The organism is Pseudomonas sp. UBT, from assembly GCF_050915955.1.
GTDB classification, from domain to species: Bacteria; Pseudomonadota; Gammaproteobacteria; order Pseudomonadales; family Pseudomonadaceae; genus Aquipseudomonas; species Aquipseudomonas antarctica_A.
On record NZ_CP168079.1, the window covers coordinates 3,914,793 to 3,937,000 of the forward strand.

Genomic DNA, 22,208 nt, shown 5'->3' on the forward strand with positions numbered 1-22,208 from the left:
TGATGCTTGAGGGTGAGGACGTGTGGTTGTTGGCTGAGAAGGCGCTGTACTGGCCTGCTCGCCAGTGCCTGCTGATTGCCGATGCGCATTTTGGCAAAGCGTCGGCCTATCGCAGCCTGGGGCAGCCGGTGCCACAGGGCACGACCTCGGAAAACCTTCAACGCCTGGACCGGCTGTTGTCGGCCTTGCCGTGCGCGCAGGTGATCTTTCTCGGGGACTTCCTGCACGGCCCCGGCTCTCACGCCAGCGGCACCCTGAGCGCCTTGAGAGCCTGGCGAGCGTGCAATCGCGACCTGAGCCTGACCTTGATTCGTGGCAATCACGATAAACGCGCAGGCGACCCGCCTGCCGACTTGAGGATTGAGGTGGTTCCCGAGCCGCTGCTGATGGGGCCGTTTGCGTTGCAGCATGAGCCGGACGCCCACGCCAGCCACCATGTACTGGCGGGGCATGTGCATCCGATGTATCGGTTGCGTGGCAAAGGCCGCCAGAGTCTACGGCTGCCGTGCTTTCAGATCGGCTCGCGTATCAGCTTGCTGCCGGCGTTTGGCGCCTTTACAGGTGGCTTTGCAGTGGAACAGAGCATGGATCAACAGATCTTTGTGATCGGCGATGAGGACGTCTGGCCGGTGCGCTGACGTGCCGGCCATGTCCCTTGCCCTGACGAATCAGGCGACAGGCGCGGGTGGCGGCTCATCCGGAAGCGTCGGCTCACCGGGCTCGGTGGGCTGCTGGGGCCAATCTTCGTCTGGTTGACCAGGGATGCCGCCCGCATACGCAGGGTCGGCCATCAGGGACCAGGCCAAAACACCAATCTGGTTGGGTTCAAGCCGGGCGAGTTCAGCGCTGATACGCGGGTCAATCTTCATAAAGGACTCCTCAAGCGTGGCTCGGTGCGTTTTGCACGCACCGAGGCAGTACACCCAATAGAGTCAATTCCCGCGGACTAATTCCCTTTACGTGTAAGACCTTTCGATCAAGCTCGTGGGAGAGTAACGCCACGCTGGCCCTGATACTTGCCGGCGCGGTCTTTATAGGACACTTCACAGGCTTCGTCGGACTGCAGGAACAGCATCTGCGCCACGCCTTCGTTGGCGTAGATCTTGGCTGGCAACGTGGTGGTATTGGAAAACTCCAGGGTCACATGGCCTTCCCACTCTGGCTCAAGCGGCGTCACGTTAACGATGATGCCGCAGCGCGCGTAGGTGCTTTTACCCAGGCAGATGGTCAGCACGTCACGGGGAATACGGAAGAACTCCACGGTGCGCGCCAGGGCAAAGGAGTTTGGCGGAATGATGCACACGTCGCTCTTGACGTCGACGAAGCTCTTTTCGTCGAAGTTTTTTGGATCGACGATGGCCGAGTTGATGTTGGTGAACACCTTGAATTCATCGGCGCAGCGTACGTCGTAGCCGTAGCTGGATACACCGTAGGAAATCACGGGAGCCGCGCCTTCGCCACGGATCTGGCGTTCAACGAAGGGTTCGATCATGCCGTGCTCTTGCGCCATGCGGCGAATCCACTTGTCCGATTTGATGCTCATGGCGGGTGTCCTGAATAGCGAGGTGGAAAAATTCTGTTGGGCATCTTACCGGGGCCAGCCGTGGGGTTCAAAGGGCGTGGGTTTTTTCTTGATGAATGCACGGCCTGCTATAGGGCACAGCCCGTCGGGCCGGGGCCCGCGCTGCAGCGATTGATGACTGTAAATACCACCGCCAGTCACGAAAATAGAGAAACCTTCGGAAATACCATTGGCACGTTCCTGAAAAAGGGTTAAGGTGGCGCCACTGTGCTGCTTGTGTCACTGAGAATCTCTACACGATATGTTGAATTTCGATCCAACCATCTCCAAGAATTTTTCCTGCTCTTTGCACTCAGTCTCGGCCAGGGCTTTTCCTGAGTCGCAGTTAACTTTGTCCAAGGAGATACACCATGTCTAATCGCCAAACTGGTACCGTTAAGTGGTTCAACGATGAAAAAGGCTTCGGCTTCATCACTCCACAATCCGGTGACGACCTGTTCGTTCACTTCAAAGCTATCCAATCCGACGGCTTCAAAAGCCTGAAAGAAGGCCAACAGGTTTCTTTCATCGCTACCCGCGGTCAGAAAGGCATGCAAGCTGAAGAAGTTCAAGTTATCTAACTTGTACTGACTTAGTCGAAAAAACCCCGCCCTTAAAAGCGGGGTTTTTTTATGCCTGGAATTTGGCTCTACGCCAATAGAATTCCGGGCACAAAAAAATGTGGGAGTGAGCTTTATGTGGGAGCTGGCTTGCCTGCGATAGCATCTACTCGGTGTAACTGATGAACCGAGGTGATGCTATCGCAGGCAAGCCAGCTCCCACACAAGCCTACTCCCACATTTCGTATAGCGTCTTTACTGGAACAGCGACTCACTCGACAAGCCATTCTTCTCGAGGATCTCACGCAAGCGCTTGAGGCCCTCTACCTGGATCTGCCGCACCCGCTCACGGGTCAGGCCAATTTCCAGGCCTACATCCTCCAGGGTGCTGCTCTCATGGCCACGCAGGCCGAAGCGGCGAATCACCACTTCACGCTGCTTATCCGTGAGTTCAGACAGCCACTGGTCAATGCTTTGGGAAAGATCATCGTCCTGCAACAGCTCGCAAGGATCCGTCGGGCGATCATCCGTCAGGGTGTCCAGCAGGGTTTTATCCGAATCCGGACCCAGCGAGACGTCGACCGAAGACACACGCTCATTCAAGCCAAGCATGCGCTTGACCTCCCCCACCGGTTTTTCCAGCAGGTTGGCGATTTCTTCAGGCGAAGGTTCATGATCGAGTTTTTGTGTGAGCTCACGCGCCGCCCGCAGGTAGACGTTGAGCTCTTTGACCACATGGATCGGCAACCGAATCGTACGGGTCTGATTCATGATCGCCCGTTCGATGGTCTGGCGGATCCACCAGGTGGCATAAGTTGAAAAGCGGAAGCCCCGCTCAGGGTCGAACTTCTCCACCGCCCGGATCAAGCCCAGGTTGCCCTCTTCGATCAGGTCCAACAGGGACAGACCACGATTGACGTAACGCCGGGCGATTTTCACCACCAGCCGCAGGTTACTTTCAATCATGCGCTTGCGCCCAGCCGGATCACCCTTTTGCGACAAGCGCGCAAAATGGACTTCTTCTTCGGGAGTCAGCAGAGGGGAAAAGCCGATCTCATTGAGGTACAACTGCGTTGCGTCGAGCGCCCGCGTGTAGTCAATGTACTTGTGTTGCTTTAACGCGGTGGCGTTCTTGGATTTGGTGCGAACTGAAGGTGTAGCAGACCCTTCATCATTCGACATCGATTCCTTATCGGTGAGTATCTCCATTTCAAGGAGAACCTCATCGTCGATGTCAAACTCCGGCGCTTCTTTACTGAGAGCCATTGTTATAGTCCTTTGGTGAGTTCGACCTCAAGCTCGAGCGACGCCTATATCCTTGGCAACGCTGGAGCCTGTTCCTTCTACGCGAGGGAACAGGCTGTGCAACACATCAACGACGGGGTAGGAATTGCAGCGGATCTACAGGTTTCCCTTGGCGGCGAATCTCAAAGTGCAGTTTCACCCGGTCTGTACCAGTTGACCCCATTTCGGCAATTGTCTGTCCGACTTTGACCTGCTGCCCCTCCCGAACCAACAGCCTACGGTTGTGACCGTAAGCACTGACGTAGGTATCGCTGTGTTTGATGATGACCAGTTCGCCGTAGCCCCGTAAACCACTCCCGGCGTAAACCACTGTCCCATCAGACGCAGCTAAAACAGGCTGTCCCAAATCCCCGGCGATATCAATGCCTTTATTCAAACTACCGTTTGAAGAGAATTTTCCAATCAATACACCGTTTGAAGGCCATCCCCAACCGGTCGGAGCAGGCCCCGCAGGCGGCAACGGCGCGGGTGCCGGCTTGCTCGCAACCGTAGACGTGGCGGCGCCTGCAGGCCGTGTGATGATGGTCGTCCTGCTCGAAGACGACGGCGAAGATCCGGAATTTGTCACAACTGCCGTAGGCGTTGAACCCGTGCGCCCATCGAAGCGGATGGTTTGCCCCGGATGTATCGTATAGGGCACAGGAATATTGTTACGCGCTGCGAGCGCCTTGTAATCCCACCCATAACGGAAGGCGATCGAGAACATCGTGTCCCCCTTTCGCACCACATATTGCCCGGTGGTGACCGTCGGCTTTTGCGGCACGGCACTGTTTCGGTCGACAACCCGAGCGCTGCTGGATGGGGAGCTTGAGCAACCCGCCAACAAGGAACTCAAGACAAGGCCAAGCACCAGTCGCTGAAAGCTTGTTTTACTCATACGCTGCGCAAGACCTGTGAGACTCACCCGCCGCTCCCTTTGTGGTGGCTGAACATGAACGCCTGTATCAGGCTTGAAATATGACGCAAGTATAACTGGGCATTGGCTTTTTACCGGCACACGACTGAAACGAAAAATTCATCATGTTTAATCACGGCTTCCAATCATGTTGACTCTATAAGCCCCGCTGTAAGACACATCCCCACCCACAGAATTCACTGTTTGCGAATAAATGATCAGGCCAGCGGGCCATTGAGTAACGGTACGAAGCGCACAGCGCCCAGCACATGCCGGGAAAAACCTTCTTCCTCTCGGATAATGAGCATCAATTGTTGCACTTCGCCGGAGCCCACCGGGATGACCAACCGCCCGCCAGGCGCCAGTTGATCGAGCAACGCTTGCGGTACGTCAGTCGCGACGGCCGTGACGATAATGCCGTTATAAGGCGCCAGCGCAGGCCAACCTTCCCAACCATCGCCCCAACGGAACACCACGTTGCGCAGGTTGAGCTCCACCAGGCGCTCCTTGGCGCGATCCTGCAGGACCTTGATGCGCTCCACCGAGAACACCCGTTCCACCAGTTGCGACAGCACCGCAGTCTGGTAACCCGAACCGGTGCCGATCTCCAGCACCTTGTCCAACGGCCCAGCCGCCAGCAGCAGTTCACTCATGCGCGCGACCATATAAGGCTGCGAGATGGTCTGGTTGTGGCCAATCGGCAACGCGGTGTCTTCATAGGCGCGATGGGCCAGGGCCTCATCGACAAACAGGTGCCGCGGCGTGCGCCGGATGACTTCCAGCACCTGGGCGTTGGACAGGCCTTCTTCGTACAGGCGCTGGATCAAACGCTCGCGGGTACGCTGGGAGGTCATCCCGATGCCACGACGCAACAGGTCGTCTTGTTCACGCGCCATCAACGCAGCCCCTCGAGCCAGCCATCCAGACTACTGAAGGCATCACTGAAGGTGCGATCAAGCTGCAACGGGGTAATCGAAACATAACCTTGCATCACCGCATGAAAGTCCGTGCCCGGCCCACCGTCCTCGGCGTCACCCGCTGCGGCGATCCAATAGCCTTCCTTGCCACGCGGATCGACCACTTTCAACGGCGCCGCCGCCCGGGCGCGATGGCCCAGGCGCGTCAGCTGGATGCCGCGAATATGATCGAGGGGCAAATTGGGAATATTGACGTTGAGCACCGTACGCGGCGGCAAGTCCAGCGAACCGTGGGCTTCCACCAGCTTGCGCGCGAAGTACGCCGCCGTCGCCAGGTTATCCAATTGCCGCGAGGCAAACGAAAAGGCGAACGAGGTGCGGCCCAGGAATCGCCCCTCAAGGGCTGCCGCCACGGTACCGGAATACAACACGTCATCGCCCAGGTTGGCGCCGAGGTTGATGCCCGATACCACCAGGTCCGGCTCCTGCTCCAACAAACTGTTGATTGCCAGGTGCACGCAATCGGTGGGAGTGCCGTTCACACTGATAAAGCCATTAGCCAGAACGTGCGGGTGCAACGGACGGTCGAGCGTCAGCGAACTGCTGGCGCCGCTCTTGTCCTGGTCCGGGGCAACCACCACGCACTCGGCGTAATCTTCCAGCGCTGCATAAAGCGCGGCAAGACCGGGTGCGGTGGCACCGTCATCGTTTGATATCAGAATACGCATGGGTTGTCCGTCGGCCCCACCGACACCAGATCAACAAGCTCGCGCACCAACACAGTGGCGAAGCATCCGGCCGGCAGGACGAATTCCAATTGCAGAATGTCAGGACCGGGATAATGCCACGTCAACCCGCCAATGGGCAGTCGAAGAATGCGACGTTCCTGGCTCATACCGGCATTCACCAGCCAATCGCGCAGGTCGGCTTCGCTGGCGGCGACCGCCTGTTCCAGCGCATGGGTTGCACCGGTCGCCGGCGAATCACCCTCGCCCCACTGCGGCCCGGTCGGGTGCAGGTCCAGAATCGCCAGGCGTGGGTCGCTGCATTCAACCTCTCCCGCCGGGAAAAAACTGCGGCTGTCGGTAAACGCCAACAGGTCGCCCACCTGGGCACGCTGCCAGGAGCCGTCGGCGACACGCGCGGCCAACACTTTGTTGAACAGAAAGCTACGCGCGGTGGACAGCAGCCGTGAACGCACATTGCGCTGTTCAGGCAAGGCCTTGCGCGCCGCCCATGCACGGGCGTCCACCACGTTGCCACCGTTGTGGCCAAAGCGCTGGGTGCCGAAATAATTAGGAATGCCGTGCTGGGCAATCAGCTGCAAACGCGCGTCGATAGCGGCGGTGTCCCCGACCAACTGGGTGAGGCGCAGGGTAAAGCCGTTGGCCGCATGCGCACCGCGTTGCAGCTTGCGCTTGTGGCGGGCGCTTTTAAGGATCTTGAGGGTGTCGTTTTCCGCACCGCTCATGTCCGGGTCGGCCTTGCCTGGCAGTTGCACGCTGAACCACTGGCGGGTCAACGCCTGGCGGTCCTTGAGCCCGGCATAGCTGACGGTGCGCAACGGCACGCCAGCGGCCTTGGCGATTCGCCGTGCAGCTTCTTCGGTATTCAGGCCACGCTTTTCAACCCACAGCCACAGGTGCTCACCGTCGCCGATCAGCGGGATATCGAGCACTTCGTCGACCTGGAAATCTTCCGCCGTAGCCTTCAGGACCGCGCTGCCCAGCGCCTCGCCATAGGCCCGCGGGCCCAACAGTTCCAGGTCGTTCATGCGCGCAGCAACAAGGCGACGGAGTGCACCGCGATGCCCTCTTCACGACCGGTAAACCCGAGCTTTTCGGTGGTGGTGGCTTTCACGTTCACTTGATCCAATTCAATTTGCAGGTCCGCGGCAATCAGTGCGCGCATCGACTCAATGTGGGGCGCCATTTTCGGCGCCTGGGCCACGATGGTGTTATCGACGTTGCCGACTTTCCAACCCTTGGCGTGGATCAGGCCGACCACATGGCGCAGCAACACACGGCTGTCCGCGCCCTTGAAGGAAGGGTCGGTGTCCGGAAAGTGCTTGCCGATATCACCCAACGCGGCCGCGCCGAGCAAAGCATCGCTCAAGGCATGCAGCACAACGTCGCCGTCGGAATGAGCCAGCAACCCATGGTGGTGTGCAATGCGCACGCCGCCCAGGGTGATGAAATCGCCTTCAGCGAAACGGTGCACATCGTAGCCGTGGCCAATACGCATAAAAAAACGCCCCGATTTAATTCAGGGCGTGATTCTACCTACTTTTGCCTCACATTAACCGAGCAAAGCACGACCATGGTGTCGCAAATGGTCTTCGATGAAGCTGGCGATAAAGAAGTAGCTGTGGTCATAACCCGGCTGCAGGCGCAGTTCGAGTGGATGGTTGGCCGCCTTGGCCGCCTGTTGCAAAGCTTCAGGCTTGAGTTGCACCGCCAGGAAATCATCGCGATCACCCTGGTCGACCAACAGTGGCAGCTTTTCCGAGGCTTCGCTGATCAGTACGCAGGCATCCCACTCGCGCCATTTCGAGCGTTCTTCGCCCAAATAACGGGAAAAGGCTTTCTGGCCCCATGGGCAGTCCATCGGGTTGTTGATCGGCGAAAATGCCGACACCGATTGGTAACGTCCAGGGTTGCGCAGGGCACACACCAACGCACCATGGCCGCCCATTGAATGGCCGCTGATGCCGCGCTTATCCGACGCAGGGAAATGCGCTTCAACCAACGCCGGCAATTCCTGCACCACGTAGTCATGCATCCGATAGTGCTTGGCCCAAGGTTCCTGGGTGGCATTCAGGTAGAAACCCGCACCCAGGCCGAAATCCCACGCGTTATCCGGGTCGCCCGGTACACCTGGCCCGCGGGGGCTGGTGTCCGGCGCGACGATGATCAACCCCAGTTCGGCGGCCATCCGATGGGCGCCGGCCTTCTGCATGAAGTTCTCGTCGGTGCAGGTCAACCCGGACAGCCAATACAGCACCGGTAACGTGCCACCCTGCTCCGCTTGCGGCGGCAGGTAGACGGCAAACGTCATATCGCAACCGAGCACGTGGGAGCTGTGTTTGTAGCGTTTATGCCAGCCGCCAAAACTCTTCTGGCAGGAGATATTTTCCAGGGTCATGGGAATGCTCCCAGCGGCAAGCGGCAAGCTATAAGCTGCAAGTGGGCGTACGCCTTCTTGCAGCGTGAAGCTTGCAACTTGCAGCTGCATCAAAAGTGGATGACGGTACGAATGCTCTTGCCTTCATGCATCAGATCAAACGCTTTGTTGATGTCTTCCAGGCCCATGGTGTGGGTGATGAACGTGTCCAGCGGGATCTCGCCGGTCTGGGCCATTTCCACGTAGCTTGGCAACTCAGTACGACCGCGCACGCCGCCGAACGCCGAACCGCGCCAGACGCGACCGGTCACCAGTTGGAATGGGCGAGTGGCGATTTCCTGGCCGGCACCCGCAACGCCGATGATCACCGACTCGCCCCAACCCTTGTGGCAGCACTCCAGAGCGGCACGCATCAGTTGCACATTGCCGATGCACTCGAAGGAAAAGTCCACGCCGCCGTCGGTCAAGTCGACAATCACGTCCTGAATTGGGCGGTCGTAGTCTTTCGGGTTGATGCAATCGGTGGCGCCGAGTTGCTTGGCGATTTCGAACTTGGCCGGGTTGATGTCGATGGCGATGATGCGACCCGCCTTGGCTTTGACCGCACCGATGACCGCCGACAGGCCGATGCCGCCCAGACCGAAGATCGCCACGGTGTCACCTGGCTTGACCTTGGCCGTGTTGATCACCGCACCGATGCCGGTGGTGACGCCGCAGCCCAGCAGGCAGACTTTTTCCAGCGGCGCTTCTTTAGGGATTTTGGCGACGGAAATTTCCGGCAGCACGGTGTACTCGGAGAACGTCGAGGTACCCATGTAGTGGAAAATCGGCTGACCCTTGTAGGAGAAGCGCGTGGTGCCATCGGGCATCAGGCCTTTGCCTTGGGTGGAGCGGATGGCCTGGCACAAGTTGGTCTTGCCCGACAGGCAGAATTTGCACTTCCCGCACTCCGGGGTGTAAAGCGGGATCACGTGGTCGCCGACAGCGACCGAGGTCACGCCCTCGCCGATCGCTTCAACCACCGCACCGCCTTCATGGCCAAGGATCGACGGGAAGATGCCTTCCGGGTCGGCGCCCGACAAGGTGTAGGCATCGGTATGGCACACGCCGGACGCGACCACCCGCAGCAGCACCTCGCCAGCCTTGGGCATGGCGACATCCACTTCAACGATCTCAAGGGGCTTTTTCGCTTCGAAGGCTACGGCAGCGCGGGACTTGATCATCCGGGTTTCTCCAGGGAGTTAAAAACTGAGGCAGTGAGTGTAAAACATGGCTGAGTGATTAATAATCCAGGCAAAAGCAAAACTTTATTGCTGTACAGGGATAATCAACATGTTGGAAAACCGCTGGGAAGGCATCGATGAGTTCGTCGCCGTGGCCGAATGCAGCCAATTCACAGCGGCGGCCGAGCGGCTGGGGGTTTCGTCGTCGCACATCAGCCGGCAAGTGGCGCGCCTGGAAGAACGGCTGCAAACGCGGTTGCTGTATCGAAGCACGCGCAAGGTGACCTTGACTGAAGCCGGCCAGACCTTCCTGCAGCACTGCCAGCGCTTGCAGGACGGTCGCGAAGAAGCCTTGCGCGCCGTGGGCGACCTCACCAGCGAACCCAAGGGCATGTTGCGCATGACCTGTGCGGTGGCGTACGGCGAGCGCTTTATCGTGCCGTTGGTCACTCGATTCATGGGGCTCTATCCGCAATTGCGCGTGGACATCGAGCTGAGCAATCGCCAGTTGGATTTGGTGCATGAAGGCCTGGACCTGGCGATCCGGCTGGGTCGCCTGCAAGACTCGCGCATGGTAGCCAGTCGCCTGGCCCCTCGACGTATGTACCTGTGCGCGTCGCCGTCCTACCTGGCTCGGTATGGTCGGCCACATAGTTTGTCGGAATTAAGTCGGCATAACTGCCTGATTGGTAGCTCGGACATTTGGCAACTGGCGCAGGACGGGCGCGAATTTTCCCAGCGGGTGCAAGGCAACTGGCGCTGCAACAGTGGGCAAGCGGTACTGGATGCCGCATTGCAAGGCGTAGGGTTATGCCAGTTGCCGGACTATTACGTGCTGGAGCATCTGCACAGTGGTGCGCTGGTGTCGATACTGGAAGCGAATCAGCCGCCGAACACGGCGGTGTGGGCGTTGTATCCGCAGCAACGGCATTTGTCGCCGAAGGTCAGGAAGCTGGTGGATTTTTTGAAGGAGGGGTTGGCTGAACGGCCGGAGTACAGCGCGTAATTTAGGGCGACTGTTCGGGCCTCATCGCGGGCAAGCCCGACTCCCACAGGGAATTGCATTTCAACTGTGGGAGCTGGCTTGCCTGCGATGAAGTCGACGCGGTGTCACTGACTATCTGCGGTTTGCCCACCGCAACCTGAGCCACTCCAGGTCTTCGGGACGAGTGACCTTGATGTTGTCCGCGCGCCCTTCGATCAGGCGTGGTGCCTGGCCCGACCATTCCATGGCCGAGGCTTCGTCGGTGATCACTGCATCTGCGACCAGGCTGTCGGCCAAGGCACGGTGCAAGGCGCCCAGGCGGAACATCTGCGGCGTGTACGCCTGCCAGATCAGGCTGCGATCCACGGTTTCCACCACGCGGCCGTGCTTGTCGACACGCTTGAGGGTGTCGCGCGCCGGTACGGCGAGCAAGCCGCCGACCGGATCATCCGCGAGTTCCGCCAACAGCTTGTCGAGGTCATCACGGCTCAGGTTAGGGCGCGCGGCATCGTGCACCAGCACCCAGTCGTCATCGCTGGCGCCGAGTGCATTGAGTTGCAACAACGCATTGAGTACTGAACCCGAGCGCTCGTCGCCGCCGTCCGCGCGCACAATGCGAGAGTCGTTGGCACTCGACAGGCTTGGCCAATAGGGGTCATCTACCGCAAGACTGATCACCAGCCCCTTGAGACCAGGATGATCGAGAAAACAGCCGAGGCTGTGTTCGAGAATAGTGCGCCCGCCCAGTTGCAAGTACTGCTTGGGACGGTCCGCGGCCATACGGGCACCGACGCCCGCGGCAGGAATCACGGCCCAGAAGGCCGGTAAAGACTGATTCATTGGGCCAACTGGTAGAGGGTTTCGCCCTCCTTGACCATGCCCAATTCATGACGAGCCCGCTCTTCAACGGTCTCCGTACCTTTTTTCAGCTCAAGCACTTCGGCATCGAGGACGCGATTGCGCTCCAGCAGGATTTCGTTTTCGGCGTGCTGATCGGCAATTTGCTGGGTCAGCTCTTTCACCTGCGCAAAGCTGCCATTACCGACCCATAGGCGGTACTGCAGGCCAGCCAGCAATAAGAGCAAGACGAGGAACAACCAATTGGGACTGCGCATCGAAATCCGGGTATCCAGTAAAAAAAGACAGCCATGCAAAACTTTTGAAGCAACTGATAGCACGAAGCCTGGATGAACCAGGCTTGTGCTTGATAGCCATCAGATTAGCGTCGAAATTCACTCTATCGAGATTTTTCCGACGCAACCCGTCGACTTTTTACCATTTAACACTCAGCCGCGAAACTCGCTGCGACCGTTGTACTTGGCTTTACCTGCCAGTTGCTCTTCGATACGCAGCAATTGGTTGTACTTGGAAACGCGGTCGGAACGGCACAGGGAACCGGTCTTGATCTGGCCGGCCGAGGTGCCCACTGCCAGGTCGGCAATGGTCGAATCTTCGGTTTCGCCGGAGCGGTGCGAGATCACGGCGGTGTAGCCCGCGGCCTTGGCCATCTGGATGGCTTCCAGGGTTTCGGTCAGGGTGCCGATCTGGTTGAACTTGATCAGGATCGAGTTGGCGATCTTCTTGTCGATGCCTTCTTTCAGGATCTTGGTGTTGGTCACGAACAGGTCGTCGCCGACCAGTTGGATTTTCTCGCCGATCTTGTCAGTGAGGACTTTCCAGCCCGCCCAGTCAGACTCGTCCAGGCCATCTTCGATCGAGATGATCGGGTAGCGCTCGGTCAGGCCTTTGAGGTAGTCAGCAAACCCTTCGGAGGTGAACACATGGCCTTCGCCGGCCAGGTTGTATTTACCGTCCTCGTAGAACTCGCTCGCAGCGCAGTCCAGGGCCAGGGTCACGTCGGTGCCCAGCTTGTAGCCAGCGTTGGCCACGGCTTCGGAGATCACTTTCAGTGCATCTTCGTTGGACGCCAGGTTCGGTGCGAAACCCCCTTCGTCACCCACGGCGGTGCTCAGGCCACGGGCCTTCAACACAGCTTTGAGGTGATGGAAAATCTCGGTGCCCATGCGCAAGCCTTCGGAGAAGGTCTTGGCGCCAACCGGCTGCACCATGAATTCCTGGATGTCGACGTTGTTATCAGCGTGCTCGCCACCGTTGATGATGTTCATCATCGGCACCGGCATCGAGTACACACCCGGAGTGCCGTTCAAGTTGGCGATGTGGGCGTACAGCGGCAGGTCCTGATCCTGTGCGGCGGCCTTGGCAGCGGCCAGGGACACGGCGAGGATGGCGTTGGCGCCCAGGCTGCCTTTGTTTTCGGTGCCGTCGAGCTTGATCATCGCGTGGTCCAGGGCTTTCTGGTCCAGCGGGTCCTTGCCCAGCAACAGGTCACGGATCGGGCCGTTGATGTTGGCTACAGCCTTGAGTACACCTTTGCCCAGGTAACGGCTCTTGTCGCCATCACGCAGTTCCAGCGCTTCGCGCGAACCGGTAGAAGCACCGGACGGCGCGCAGGCGCTGCCGATGATGCCGTTATCGAGAAGCACGTCGGCTTCGACGGTGGGGTTGCCACGGGAGTCGAGAACTTCACGACCTTTGATGTCGACGATTTTTGCCATTGTTGTAAACACTCCAAAGTTGACGAAAACGACGCAGCTGAAGGAAATCTTTTGACCGACCGCAAGGGTGGAACAACGGGGCAGGCTTGCAGGCGACAAGGCTCAGGCCCGCAGGCCTGAGCGTAAAGCGAGGGAAAGTCTACCGGAGAAATGGCGCTTACGCGGTCTCTACCGTCGGAAAACTCTTGACCAGTTCGTCCAACTGCTTGAGCTGGGCCAGGAATGGCTCCAACTTGTCCAGGCGCAGGGCGCAGGGACCGTCGCATTTGGCGTTGTCCGGGTCCGGGTGGGCTTCCAGGAACAGGCCCGCCAAAGACTGGCTGATGCCGGCCTTGGCCAGGTCCAGTACCTGGGCACGCCGCCCGCCAGCGGAATCGGCACGACCACCGGGCATTTGCAGCGCGTGGGTCACGTCGAAGAACACCGGGTATTCGAACTGTTTCATGATGCCGAAACCGAGCATATCCACCACGAGGTTGTTGTAGCCGAAGCTCGAACCACGCTCGCAGAGGATCAACTGGTCGTTACCCGCTTCCACGCACTTGCTCAGGATATGTTTCATTTCCTGAGGCGCGAGGAACTGGGCTTTCTTGATATTGATCACAGCGCCGGTCTTGGCCATGGCGACCACAAGGTCGGTCTGGCGCGACAGGAAGGCCGGCAGCTGGATGATGTCGCACACCTCGGCGACCACGGCAGCCTGTTCAGGCTCGTGGACGTCGGTGATGATCGGCACGCCGAAGGCTTGCTTGATGTCCTGGAAGATCCGCATGCCTTCTTCAAGGCCTGGGCCGCGATAGGAGGTCACGGACGAACGGTTGGCCTTGTCGAAGCTGGCCTTGAACACGTAAGGGATACCGAGTTTCTCGGTCACCTTGACGTACTCTTCACAGACCTGCATCGCCATGTCGCGGCTTTCCAGCACGTTCATGCCGCCGAACAGCACCATGGGCTTGTCGTTGGCAATCTCGATGTCGCCTACGCGAATGATCTTCTGGGCCATCAGGTTTACGCCTTCTTCTGATGTTGCGTCAGTGCTGCTTTAACGAAACCGGTGAACAACGGGTGACCGTCGCGCGGGGTCGAGGTGAACTCAGGGTGGAACTGGCACGCCACGAACCACGGATGATCCGGCGCCTCGACCACTTCCACCAGCTTGCCATCACCGGAGCGACCAGAGACTTTCAGGCCGGCTTCTTTGATCTGCGGCAGCAGGTTGTTGTTCACTTCGTAGCGGTGACGGTGACGCTCGACGATCACATCCTTGCCGTAGCAATCGTGAACCAGCGAGCCCGGCTCCAGCAGGCAGTCTTGCGCGCCAAGGCGCATGGTGCCGCCCAGGTCGGAGCTTTCAGTACGGGTCTCAACAGCGCCGGTGGCATCTTCCCACTCGGTGATCAGGCCTACGACCGGGTGGCCGCTGGCGTGATCGAACTCGGTGGAGTTGGCGTCTTTCCAGCCCAGCACGTTGCGGGCGAACTCGATAACGGCCACTTGCATGCCCAGGCAGATACCCAGGTACGGCACCTTGTTTTCACGCGCGTACTGCACAGCGGTGATCTTGCCTTCCACGCCACGCAGGCCGAAACCGCCGGGAACGAGGATAGCGTCAACGCCTTCGAGCAGGGCGGTGCCCTGGTTCTCGATGTCTTCGGAATCGATGTAGCGCAGGTTGACCTTGGTACGGTTGCTGATACCGGCGTGGCTCATCGCTTCGATCAGCGACTTGTACGCATCCAGCAGCTCCATGTACTTGCCGACCATGGCGATGGTGACTTCGTGCTCAGGGTTGAGCTTGGCATCAACCACAGCTTCCCACTCGGACAGGTCCGCGCCGTTGCACTGCAGGCCGAAACGCTCGACCACAAAATCATCCAGGCCTTGCGAATGCAGGATGCCCGGGATCTTGTAGATAGTGTCGGCGTCTTCCAGGGCAATCACCGCACGCTCTTCAACGTTGGTGAACTGCGCGATCTTGCGACGCGAGGAAATATCGATCGGGTGATCGGAGCGGCACACCAGCACGTCCGGCTGCAGGCCGATGGAACGCAGTTCCTTGACCGAGTGCTGGGTTGGCTTGGTTTTGGTTTCACCGGCGGTAGCGATGTACGGCACCAGCGTCAGGTGCATCAGCATCGCGCGCTTGGCGCCGACTTCGAAACGCAACTGGCGGATGGCTTCGAGGAACGGCTGGGATTCGATGTCACCTACGGTGCCACCGATCTCGACCATCGCCACGTCGGCATCGCCTGCACCCTTGATGATGCGGCGCTTGATTTCGTCGGTGATGTGCGGGATCACCTGGATGGTTGCACCCAGGTAGTCACCACGGCGCTCCTTGCGCAGCACGTGCTCGTAGACACGGCCGGTGGTGAAGTTGTTGTTCTGGGTCATGGTCGTGCGGATGAACCGCTCGTAGTGGCCCAGGTCCAGGTCGGTCTCGGCGCCGTCGTGTGTGACGAACACTTCACCGTGCTGGAACGGGCTCATGGTGCCCGGGTCAACGTTAATGTACGGGTCCAGCTTGAGCATGGTGACCTTAAGTCCCCGCGCCTCCAGGATGGCCGCCAATGAAGCGGAGGCAATGCCTTTCCCCAATGAAGAAACAACACCGCCCGTGACGAATATGTAGCGCGTCATGAAAAACCCTAGAAGTCTGCGTTAAAGCGGTCCGAGCCGCCGGGGAAAGCGAAGGAAGGCCGAAGCCCCCGATCACCTGCATTAATCACAGTGCACCTTTCAAAAAAACCGCCGCGTTGTGACAGACCAGCAATGAAACACCGGTACGTTGATCGCTACACATTTTTTGGAATCGCCCAGCAAAGACTGCTTGGTAATCGGCAACTGCTGCGATTCAGTCGAATCCACAGAAGTTGTATCAAGAAGGGAGCGTAGTCTACCGGAAAGGCTCTATCAGCTCAAACCTTGATCGCATCTCTGTGGCATCCAATGTAATTGCCAGTCGCCAGACGATGTCACCCATAACCCCGCAAGGCTGGGGACGGCCAGCAATTGCTCACCCTGATAGAGCAGCGGCAATCTGCCACGCATGAAGCCCGGCAGCCCGCATTCGTTAAGCAAACGCTTAAGGTCACGCCGGCCTCGGCCTGGCACGTCAATGATTTCGCCGCCCTGACGATAACGGATCACCAATGGGCCTGTTGGGGCCTTGCCGGCAAATCTCAGCTGGCCATTGCCAGGTAACTCTAGAGGGTTTTGCGGCTGCGACCAGCTCACTGACGTGTCGGAAAATTCCGACCACGCGGAAGGCAGCCACCAAATGCGCTCGCCACAACGATGCAGCTGGCCGTCGGCCAGGCACCACTGCGGTTGCGCGTCGCCCTTGGCGTCGCGCAGGGAATACCAGCTGGCCCAGTGGTCGCTGTCGGGTAAACGAGTAAGAGTGTTCAGCCATTTGCGCAGGGCATTGCGCTGACGGGCATCGGAAAGCTCGCGTAACGGCGCAAGGGCCAACGACGGCAAGGACAACCAGGGAAATGACGAGGGTTGGTCGGCGGCTTGCAGGTCCATCAATGCCAATTCGTCCAGCAGGCCTTGGGCTTCGCTGAGGTGTTCGGCGGTGCGGGCCAGGCTTGCGACCGCTTGAGGCCAACGCTCCGCCAGCACCGGGACAACACGATGGCGCAGGTAATTGCGGGAAAACCGGGAATCGGCGTTGGAAGGGTCTTCGATCCACGTCAACTGGTGTTGCTGGGCGTAGGCCTCCAACTCAGCACGCGAGGCATCCAGCAAGGGTCGCACCAAATGTCCATCCGCCAACGGGCGATGCACGGGCATTGCGGCCAACCCTCGCACGCCGGCCCCGCGCAGCAGGCGAAACAATAGGGTTTCAGCCTGATCGTCGCGGTGCTGGCCGGTGAGCAACACTTCCCCCGCCCCGGCTACCTCGGTAAACGCCTGATAACGCGCATCACGCGCCGCTCGCTCAAGGCTGGCGCCCGATTGCACTTGCACGCGCATCACCCGCAAGGGCACGCCCAAGCCGTCACATACCGTTTGGCAATGGCCGGGCCAGGCGTCGGCGGCAGCTTGCAGGCCATGGTGGACATGGATGGCGTTGAGCGGTGGAAGGGTTTCGGTGTTTGCCAGGGTGGCGAGAAGGTGCAGCAGGACGGTGGAGTCGAGCCCACCGGAGAACGCGATATGCCAGGCCGTGGCGTTGCGCCACGGGGCCAGGGTTTGCAGGAGTTTGGCGGGTAGAGTTGGGGTCATCAAAAATACCGGCGCAGAACTGGAATACGGTAGCCAAGCATACACAAAGCAAATGTGGGAGCGGGCTTGTGTGGGAGCCGGGCTTGCCCGCGATGCAGGCAACTCGGGTTATTTGTTACACCGAGTTGATGCTATCGCAGGCAAGCCAGCCCCCGCACAAGCCCGCTCCCACATTAGTACTGCATTGTCTGCCAGATCAGTGTTTGATCAGAGACCGTAGCTCATCAGGCGCTCATAACGACGGGCCAGCAGCGCCTCGTTATCGAACTTCTTGAGCATCGCCAGTTGCGAGCCCAGTTCAGCGCGGATGGTCGCCGCAGCCGCAGCCGGGTCACGGTGAGCGCCGCCCAATGGCTCGGCGATGACTTTATCAACGATGCCCAAGCCTTTCAGGCGATCGGCAGTGATACCCATGGCTTCGGCAGCGTCCGGCGCTTTTTCGGCGGTTTTCCACAGGATCGAAGCGCAACCTTCCGGCGAGATCACCGCGTAGGTCGAATATTGCAGCATGTTCAACTGGTCGCAAACACCAATGGCCAGCGCACCGCCGGAACCACCTTCACCAATCACGGTGGCGATGATCGGGGTTTTCAGGCGGGCCATCACACGCAGGTTCCAGGCGATCGCTTCGCTCTGGTTGCGCTCCTCGGCGTCGATACCTGGGTAGGCACCCGGGGTGTCGATGAAGGTCAGGATCGGCATTTTGAAACGCTCGGCCATTTCCATCAGGCGGCAGGCCTTGCGGTAGCCCTCAGGGCGCGGCATGCCGAAGTTGCGGCGTACCTTCTCGCGCACTTCGCGGCCTTTCTGGTGACCAATGACCATTACCGGCTGGTCGTCCAGGCGAGCAATACCGCCCACGATGGCCGCGTCGTCGGAGAAGTGGCGGTCGCCGTGCAGCTCGTCGAACTCGGTGAAGATGTGCTGAATGTAGTCCAGGGTGTAGGGACGGCGCGGGTGGCGAGCCAGACGCGCGATCTGCCAGCTGGTCAGCTTGCCGAAGATGTCTTCGGTGAGCGTGCTGCTCTTGTCTTGCAGGCGAGCGATCTCATCGCCGATGTTCAGCGAATTGTCATTGCCGACCAGGCGCAGTTCTTCGATCTTGGCTTGCAGGTCAGCGATCGGCTGTTCGAAATCAAGAAAATTCGGGTTCATAAGCGTCCGTCTTGGGTCGACGGCCAAGGGGTGCCTGGCCAGCCGGTTGTCTATTCGCGCCCTACCTTAAGGGAGAGGCGCGTTTAGGTCGAGATTAAATGTTCAGTCGAGATCAGACGCATCTGACCGTCAACGGTATTGGAGGAAGACGTTGTCTCGCCCGAACTGGTCACGCAAAGCTTGAATCAAGCCATCAGCGGGATCAATTCGCCACGTCTCCCCAAACTGCAGCATGGCCTTGGCATCATTGCCGGTGTACTCCATGGTCACCGGGCACGCGCCGCGGTGGCGTTTAAGCAGGTCACCCAACCAGCGTAGCTGATCGCCTTTGAGGGCTTCGGTCTTGACCTTCAAACGCAGGCTTTCCGCCAAATTGGTACGCGCATCTTCCATGCTCATCACCCTTTTGATCCGCAGGCGCAGGCCACCGGAGAAGTCGTCGTTGCTGACCTCCCCTTCCACCACCACCATGGCATCGGTCTGCAGCAACGACTGGGCGGAGTGGAAGGCATCGGCAAACAGCGACGCCTCGATCCGGCCCGAGCGGTCATCAAGGGTGATAAAGCCCATCTTGTCGCCCTTCTTATTTTTCATCACCCGCAGGGCGATGATCATGCCGGCGACGGTCTGGGTGTCCCGTGCCGGTTTCAGGTCGATGATGCGCTGACGGGCGAAACGGCGGATTTCGCCTTCGTACTCGTCAATCGGGTGACCGGTGAGGTACAGGCCCAGGGTGTCTTTCTCGCCCTTGAGCCGTTCCTTGAGGGTCAGCTCCTTGGCCTTGCGGTGGTTGGCGTACACGTCCGCGTCTGCTTCGACGAACAACCCGCCAAACAGGTCGGCGTGGCCGCTGTCGTGAGTGCGGGCAGTCTGTTCGGCGGCCTTGATCGCTTCTTCCATGGCGGTCAGCAGCACCGCACGGTTGCGGTCGATGTTGGCCTGATAAGCCTTCGGCTCATCATGGAAGTACGGGCCGAGACGATCGAGTGCGCCGCTGCGGATCAAGCCATCGAGGGTGCGCTTGTTGATGCGTTTGAGGTCGACCCGCGCACAGAAATCGAACAGGTCCTTGAACGGCCCATCCTGGCGCGCCTCGGTGATTGCCTCCACCGGGCCTTCGCCCACACCTTTGATCGCGCCCAGGCCGTAGATGATGCGGCCTTCGTCGTTCACCGTGAACTTGAACTCCGAGGCGTTCACGTCCGGTGCGTCGAGGCGCAGCTTCATCGTGCGCACTTCCTCGATCAAGGTCACGACCTTGTCGGTGTTGTGCATATCCGCCGAGAGTACCGCGGCCATGAACGGCGCCGGGTAGTGGGCTTTCAGCCACGCGGTCTGGTACGAGACCAGGCCGTAGGCGGCGGAGTGGGATTTGTTGAAGCCATAACCGGCGAATTTTTCCACCAGGTCGAAAATGTTACCGGCGAGGTCGGCGTCGATATTGTTGGTGGCGCAACCTTCAATGAAACCGCCACGCTGCTTGGCCATTTCCTCGGGTTTTTTCTTACCCATGGCGCGACGCAGCATGTCCGCACCACCGAGGGTGTAACCGGCCATGACCTGGGCAATCTGCATCACCTGTTCCTGATACAGGATGATGCCGTAGGTCGGCGCCAGTACCGGCTTGAGCCCTTCGTACTGGTAGTCGGAGTGCGGATACGCCAGCTCGGCGCGGCCGTGCTTACGGTTGATGAAGTCGTCCACCATGCCCGATTGCAGTGGGCCTGGACGGAACAGCGCCACCAGTGCGATCAAGTCTTCCAGGCAGTCGGGCTTGAGCTTTTTGATCAGCTCTTTCATGCCGCGCGACTCAAGCTGGAACACCGCCGTGGTTTCGGCTTTTTGCAGCAACTGGTAGGTAGGCTTGTCGTCCAGCGGGATAAACGCGATATCCAGCGGTTCTTCGTTAACCTTCGCGCGCTCGCGGTTAATCGTCTTGAGCGCCCAGTCGATGATGGTCAGGGTCCGCAGGCCAAGGAAGTCGAACTTCACCAGGCCGGCCGCCTCCACGTCATCCTTGTCGAACTGGGTTACCAGGCCGCCGCCTTCTTCATCGCAATAGATCGGCGAAAAGTCGGTCAGCTTGGTCGGCGCGATGACCACACCACCGGCGTGTTTCCCGACGTTACGCACCACGCCTTCGAGTTTGCGTGCCATGTCCCAGATTTCAGCGGCTTCTTCATCGACCTTGATGAAGTCACGCAGGATTTCTTCCTGCTCGTAGGCTTTTTCCAGGGTCATGCCGACTTCGAACGGGATCATCTTCGACAGGCGATCCGCCAGGCCGTAGGACTTGCCCTGCACTCGAGCCACGTCTCGGATTACCGCTTTCGCCGCCATCGAACCGAAGGTGATGATCTGGCTTACAGCGTTGCGGCCGTATTTCTCAGCCACGTACTCAATGACACGGTCGCGACCGTCCATGCAGAAGTCGACGTCGAAGTCGGGCATGGAAACCCGCTCCGGGTTCAGGAACCGTTCGAACAGCAGGTCATATTCCAGCGGGTCGAGGTCGGTAATCTTTTGCACATAGGCCACCAGCGAACCAGCACCCGACCCTCGGCCAGGACCTACCGGTACGCCGTTGCTTTTGGCCCACTGGATAAAGTCCATAACGATCAGGAAGTAACCGGGGAAGCCCATCTGGATGATGATATCCAGCTCGAAATTCAGCCGATCAACGTAGACCTGGCGCTTGGCGTCGTAGTCTTCGGTGGTGTCCTTGGGCAACAGAACGGATAGACGTTCCTCCAGGCCATCGAACGACACCTTGCGGAAGTACTCATCGATGGTCATGCCATCGGGAATCGGAAAGTTGGGCAGGAAGTGCTTGCCCAGCTTCACTTCGATGTTGCAGCGCTTGGCGATCTCGACAGAGTTTTCCAGGGCTTCGGGCAGGTCGCTGAACAACTCGGCCATCTCGTCAGCGCTTTTGAGGTATTGCTCCTCGCTGTAGTTTTTCGAACGACGCGGGTCATCCAGAGCCCGGCCTTCGCCGATGCACACGCGGGTTTCGTGGGCCTCGAAATCTTCTTTCTTGATAAAACGCACATCGTTGGTTGCGACCAGCGGCGCGCCCAGCTTGTCAGCCAGGGCCACGGCAGCGTGCAGGTGCTCTTCATCATTGGGGCGATTGGTGCGCTGGACTTCCAGATAGAAGCGGTCCGGGAACACCTGCATCCACTCGCGGGCCAGCACCTCGGCTTCCTGCGGGTTGCCGCCCAGCAACGCGATACCGATCTCACCCTCTTTGGCTGCCGAGAGCATGATCACGCCCTCGCTCGCTTCGGCCACCCACTCGCGCTCGATAATGATCGAGCCGTTACGTTGGCCGTCGATAAAGCCGCGGGAAATCAGTTCAGTGAGGTTGCGATAACCCACGCCGTTCATCGCCAGCAGGCTGATGCGGCTCAGGGGGTTATCCGGGTCTTTGTTGGACAGCCACAGGTCGGCGCCGCAAATGGGCTTGATGCCGGCGCCCATGGCGTTCTTGTAGAACTTGACCAGGGAACACATGTTGTTCTGATCGGTAACCGCGACCGCAGGCATATTCATGCCCACCAGGGTTTTGACCAGGGGTTTGATCCGTACCAGGCCGTCGACCAGGGAGTATTCAGTGTGCAGGCGTAGGTGAACGAATGAAGCCGGCATAGTGATCCTGTCTTAAACGTAGAA

General features: G+C 59.2%; 21 protein-coding genes. 3 read left to right on the forward strand and 18 right to left on the reverse strand.

The annotated features are described in order from the left end of the window. Positions 1-2 precede the first annotated feature (2 nt). Entirely contained in the window at positions 3-638 is a 636-nt protein-coding gene (pdeM, locus tag ACDZ94_RS18065; RefSeq protein ID WP_432750553.1) for a ligase-associated DNA damage response endonuclease PdeM, read from the forward strand. Between the two features lie 30 nt (positions 639-668). On the opposite strand, the gene ACDZ94_RS18070 is transcribed toward pdeM, so the two are convergent. Together ACDZ94_RS18070 and dcd are read right to left on the reverse strand one after the other, a co-directional pair. Next, positions 669-869, reverse strand: coding sequence for a hypothetical protein (locus ACDZ94_RS18070; protein WP_027604457.1), 201 nt, complete (start codon positions 867-869; stop codon positions 669-671). Positions 870-976: 107 nt separating this feature from the next. Beyond that, a complete protein-coding gene (dcd, locus tag ACDZ94_RS18075) occupies positions 977-1,543 on the reverse strand; it encodes a dCTP deaminase (protein WP_017137166.1) in 567 nt (188 codons plus the stop codon). 389 nt (positions 1,544-1,932) lie between these two features. Here dcd and ACDZ94_RS18080 point away from each other — a divergent pair, with 389 nt between their 5' ends. Further along, the gene (locus ACDZ94_RS18080; RefSeq protein ID WP_002554837.1) at positions 1,933-2,142 is read left to right on the forward strand and encodes a cold-shock protein; all 210 of its coding nucleotides are present in this window, start codon (positions 1,933-1,935) and stop codon (positions 2,140-2,142) included. A 234-nt stretch (positions 2,143-2,376) separates the two neighbouring features. Here ACDZ94_RS18080 and rpoS read toward each other — a convergent pair whose 3' ends face one another. The 8 genes from rpoS to ACDZ94_RS18120 all read right to left on the reverse strand — a co-directional run bounded on the left by rpoS (position 2,377) and on the right by ACDZ94_RS18120 (position 9,584). Beyond that, entirely contained in the window at positions 2,377-3,387 is a 1,011-nt protein-coding gene (rpoS, locus tag ACDZ94_RS18085; protein WP_064451173.1) for an RNA polymerase sigma factor RpoS, read from the reverse strand. Positions 3,388-3,493: 106 nt separating this feature from the next. After that, positions 3,494-4,330, reverse strand: a complete 837-nt coding sequence (locus ACDZ94_RS18090; protein ID WP_082895841.1) for a peptidoglycan DD-metalloendopeptidase family protein — start codon at positions 4,328-4,330, stop codon at positions 3,494-3,496. 209 nt (positions 4,331-4,539) lie between these two features. Next, entirely contained in the window at positions 4,540-5,175 is a 636-nt protein-coding gene (locus ACDZ94_RS18095) for a protein-L-isoaspartate(D-aspartate) O-methyltransferase (RefSeq protein WP_010176736.1), read from the reverse strand. A gap of 41 nt (positions 5,176-5,216) precedes the next feature. Then, positions 5,217-5,966, reverse strand: a complete 750-nt coding sequence (gene surE, locus ACDZ94_RS18100) for a 5'/3'-nucleotidase SurE (RefSeq protein WP_069552039.1) — start codon at positions 5,964-5,966, stop codon at positions 5,217-5,219. Then, positions 5,954-7,012: a tRNA pseudouridine(13) synthase TruD gene (gene truD, locus ACDZ94_RS18105; protein WP_432750554.1), complete on the reverse strand. Its 1,059-nt coding sequence runs from the start codon at positions 7,010-7,012 to the stop codon at positions 5,954-5,956. The genes surE and truD overlap by 13 nt, the downstream gene beginning before the upstream one ends. After that, the gene (ispF, locus tag ACDZ94_RS18110; protein ID WP_064451170.1) at positions 7,009-7,482 is read right to left on the reverse strand and encodes a 2-C-methyl-D-erythritol 2,4-cyclodiphosphate synthase; all 474 of its coding nucleotides are present in this window, start codon (positions 7,480-7,482) and stop codon (positions 7,009-7,011) included. The genes truD and ispF overlap by 4 nt, the downstream gene beginning before the upstream one ends. Positions 7,483-7,536: 54 nt before the next feature. Beyond that, on the reverse strand, positions 7,537-8,382 hold the full coding sequence (gene fghA, locus ACDZ94_RS18115; RefSeq protein WP_064454870.1) for an S-formylglutathione hydrolase: 846 nt from the start codon (positions 8,380-8,382) through the stop codon (positions 7,537-7,539). A gap of 89 nt (positions 8,383-8,471) precedes the next feature. Then, on the reverse strand, positions 8,472-9,584 hold the full coding sequence (locus tag ACDZ94_RS18120) for an S-(hydroxymethyl)glutathione dehydrogenase/class III alcohol dehydrogenase (protein ID WP_025855143.1): 1,113 nt from the start codon (positions 9,582-9,584) through the stop codon (positions 8,472-8,474). Between the two features lie 109 nt (positions 9,585-9,693). On the opposite strand from ACDZ94_RS18120, the gene ACDZ94_RS18125 reads away from it, so the two are divergent. Continuing rightward, positions 9,694-10,590 (forward strand): LysR substrate-binding domain-containing protein, encoded by an 897-nt coding sequence (locus ACDZ94_RS18125; RefSeq protein WP_221294133.1) that lies wholly within the window; start codon positions 9,694-9,696, stop codon positions 10,588-10,590. 111 nt (positions 10,591-10,701) lie between these two features. Here ACDZ94_RS18125 and ispD read toward each other — a convergent pair whose 3' ends face one another. The 8 genes from ispD to dnaE form a co-directional block, all read right to left on the reverse strand. After that, positions 10,702-11,409, reverse strand: coding sequence for a 2-C-methyl-D-erythritol 4-phosphate cytidylyltransferase (ispD, locus tag ACDZ94_RS18130; protein WP_064451167.1), 708 nt, complete (start codon positions 11,407-11,409; stop codon positions 10,702-10,704). Continuing rightward, positions 11,406-11,684: a cell division protein FtsB gene (gene ftsB / locus ACDZ94_RS18135; RefSeq protein WP_058412406.1), complete on the reverse strand. Its 279-nt coding sequence runs from the start codon at positions 11,682-11,684 to the stop codon at positions 11,406-11,408. Before ftsB ends, ispD begins: the two co-directional genes overlap by 4 nt. Positions 11,685-11,855: 171 nt before the next feature. After that, on the reverse strand, positions 11,856-13,145 hold the full coding sequence (gene eno / locus ACDZ94_RS18140; protein ID WP_064451166.1) for a phosphopyruvate hydratase: 1,290 nt from the start codon (positions 13,143-13,145) through the stop codon (positions 11,856-11,858). Between the two features lie 157 nt (positions 13,146-13,302). Further along, positions 13,303-14,148, reverse strand: coding sequence for a 3-deoxy-8-phosphooctulonate synthase (kdsA, locus tag ACDZ94_RS18145; RefSeq protein ID WP_064451165.1), 846 nt, complete (start codon positions 14,146-14,148; stop codon positions 13,303-13,305). Between the two features lie 5 nt (positions 14,149-14,153). Further along, a complete protein-coding gene (locus ACDZ94_RS18150) occupies positions 14,154-15,785 on the reverse strand; it encodes a CTP synthase (protein WP_064451164.1) in 1,632 nt (543 codons plus the stop codon). Between the two features lie 273 nt (positions 15,786-16,058). Then, positions 16,059-17,378, reverse strand: a complete 1,320-nt coding sequence (tilS, locus tag ACDZ94_RS18155) for a tRNA lysidine(34) synthetase TilS (protein WP_432750555.1) — start codon at positions 17,376-17,378, stop codon at positions 16,059-16,061. A 207-nt stretch (positions 17,379-17,585) separates the two neighbouring features. Then, the gene (locus ACDZ94_RS18160) at positions 17,586-18,533 is read right to left on the reverse strand and encodes an acetyl-CoA carboxylase carboxyltransferase subunit alpha (protein WP_064451162.1); all 948 of its coding nucleotides are present in this window, start codon (positions 18,531-18,533) and stop codon (positions 17,586-17,588) included. Between the two features lie 129 nt (positions 18,534-18,662). Next, on the reverse strand, positions 18,663-22,184 hold the full coding sequence (gene dnaE / locus ACDZ94_RS18165; protein ID WP_064451161.1) for a DNA polymerase III subunit alpha: 3,522 nt from the start codon (positions 22,182-22,184) through the stop codon (positions 18,663-18,665). Positions 22,185-22,208: the final 24 nt, after the last annotated feature.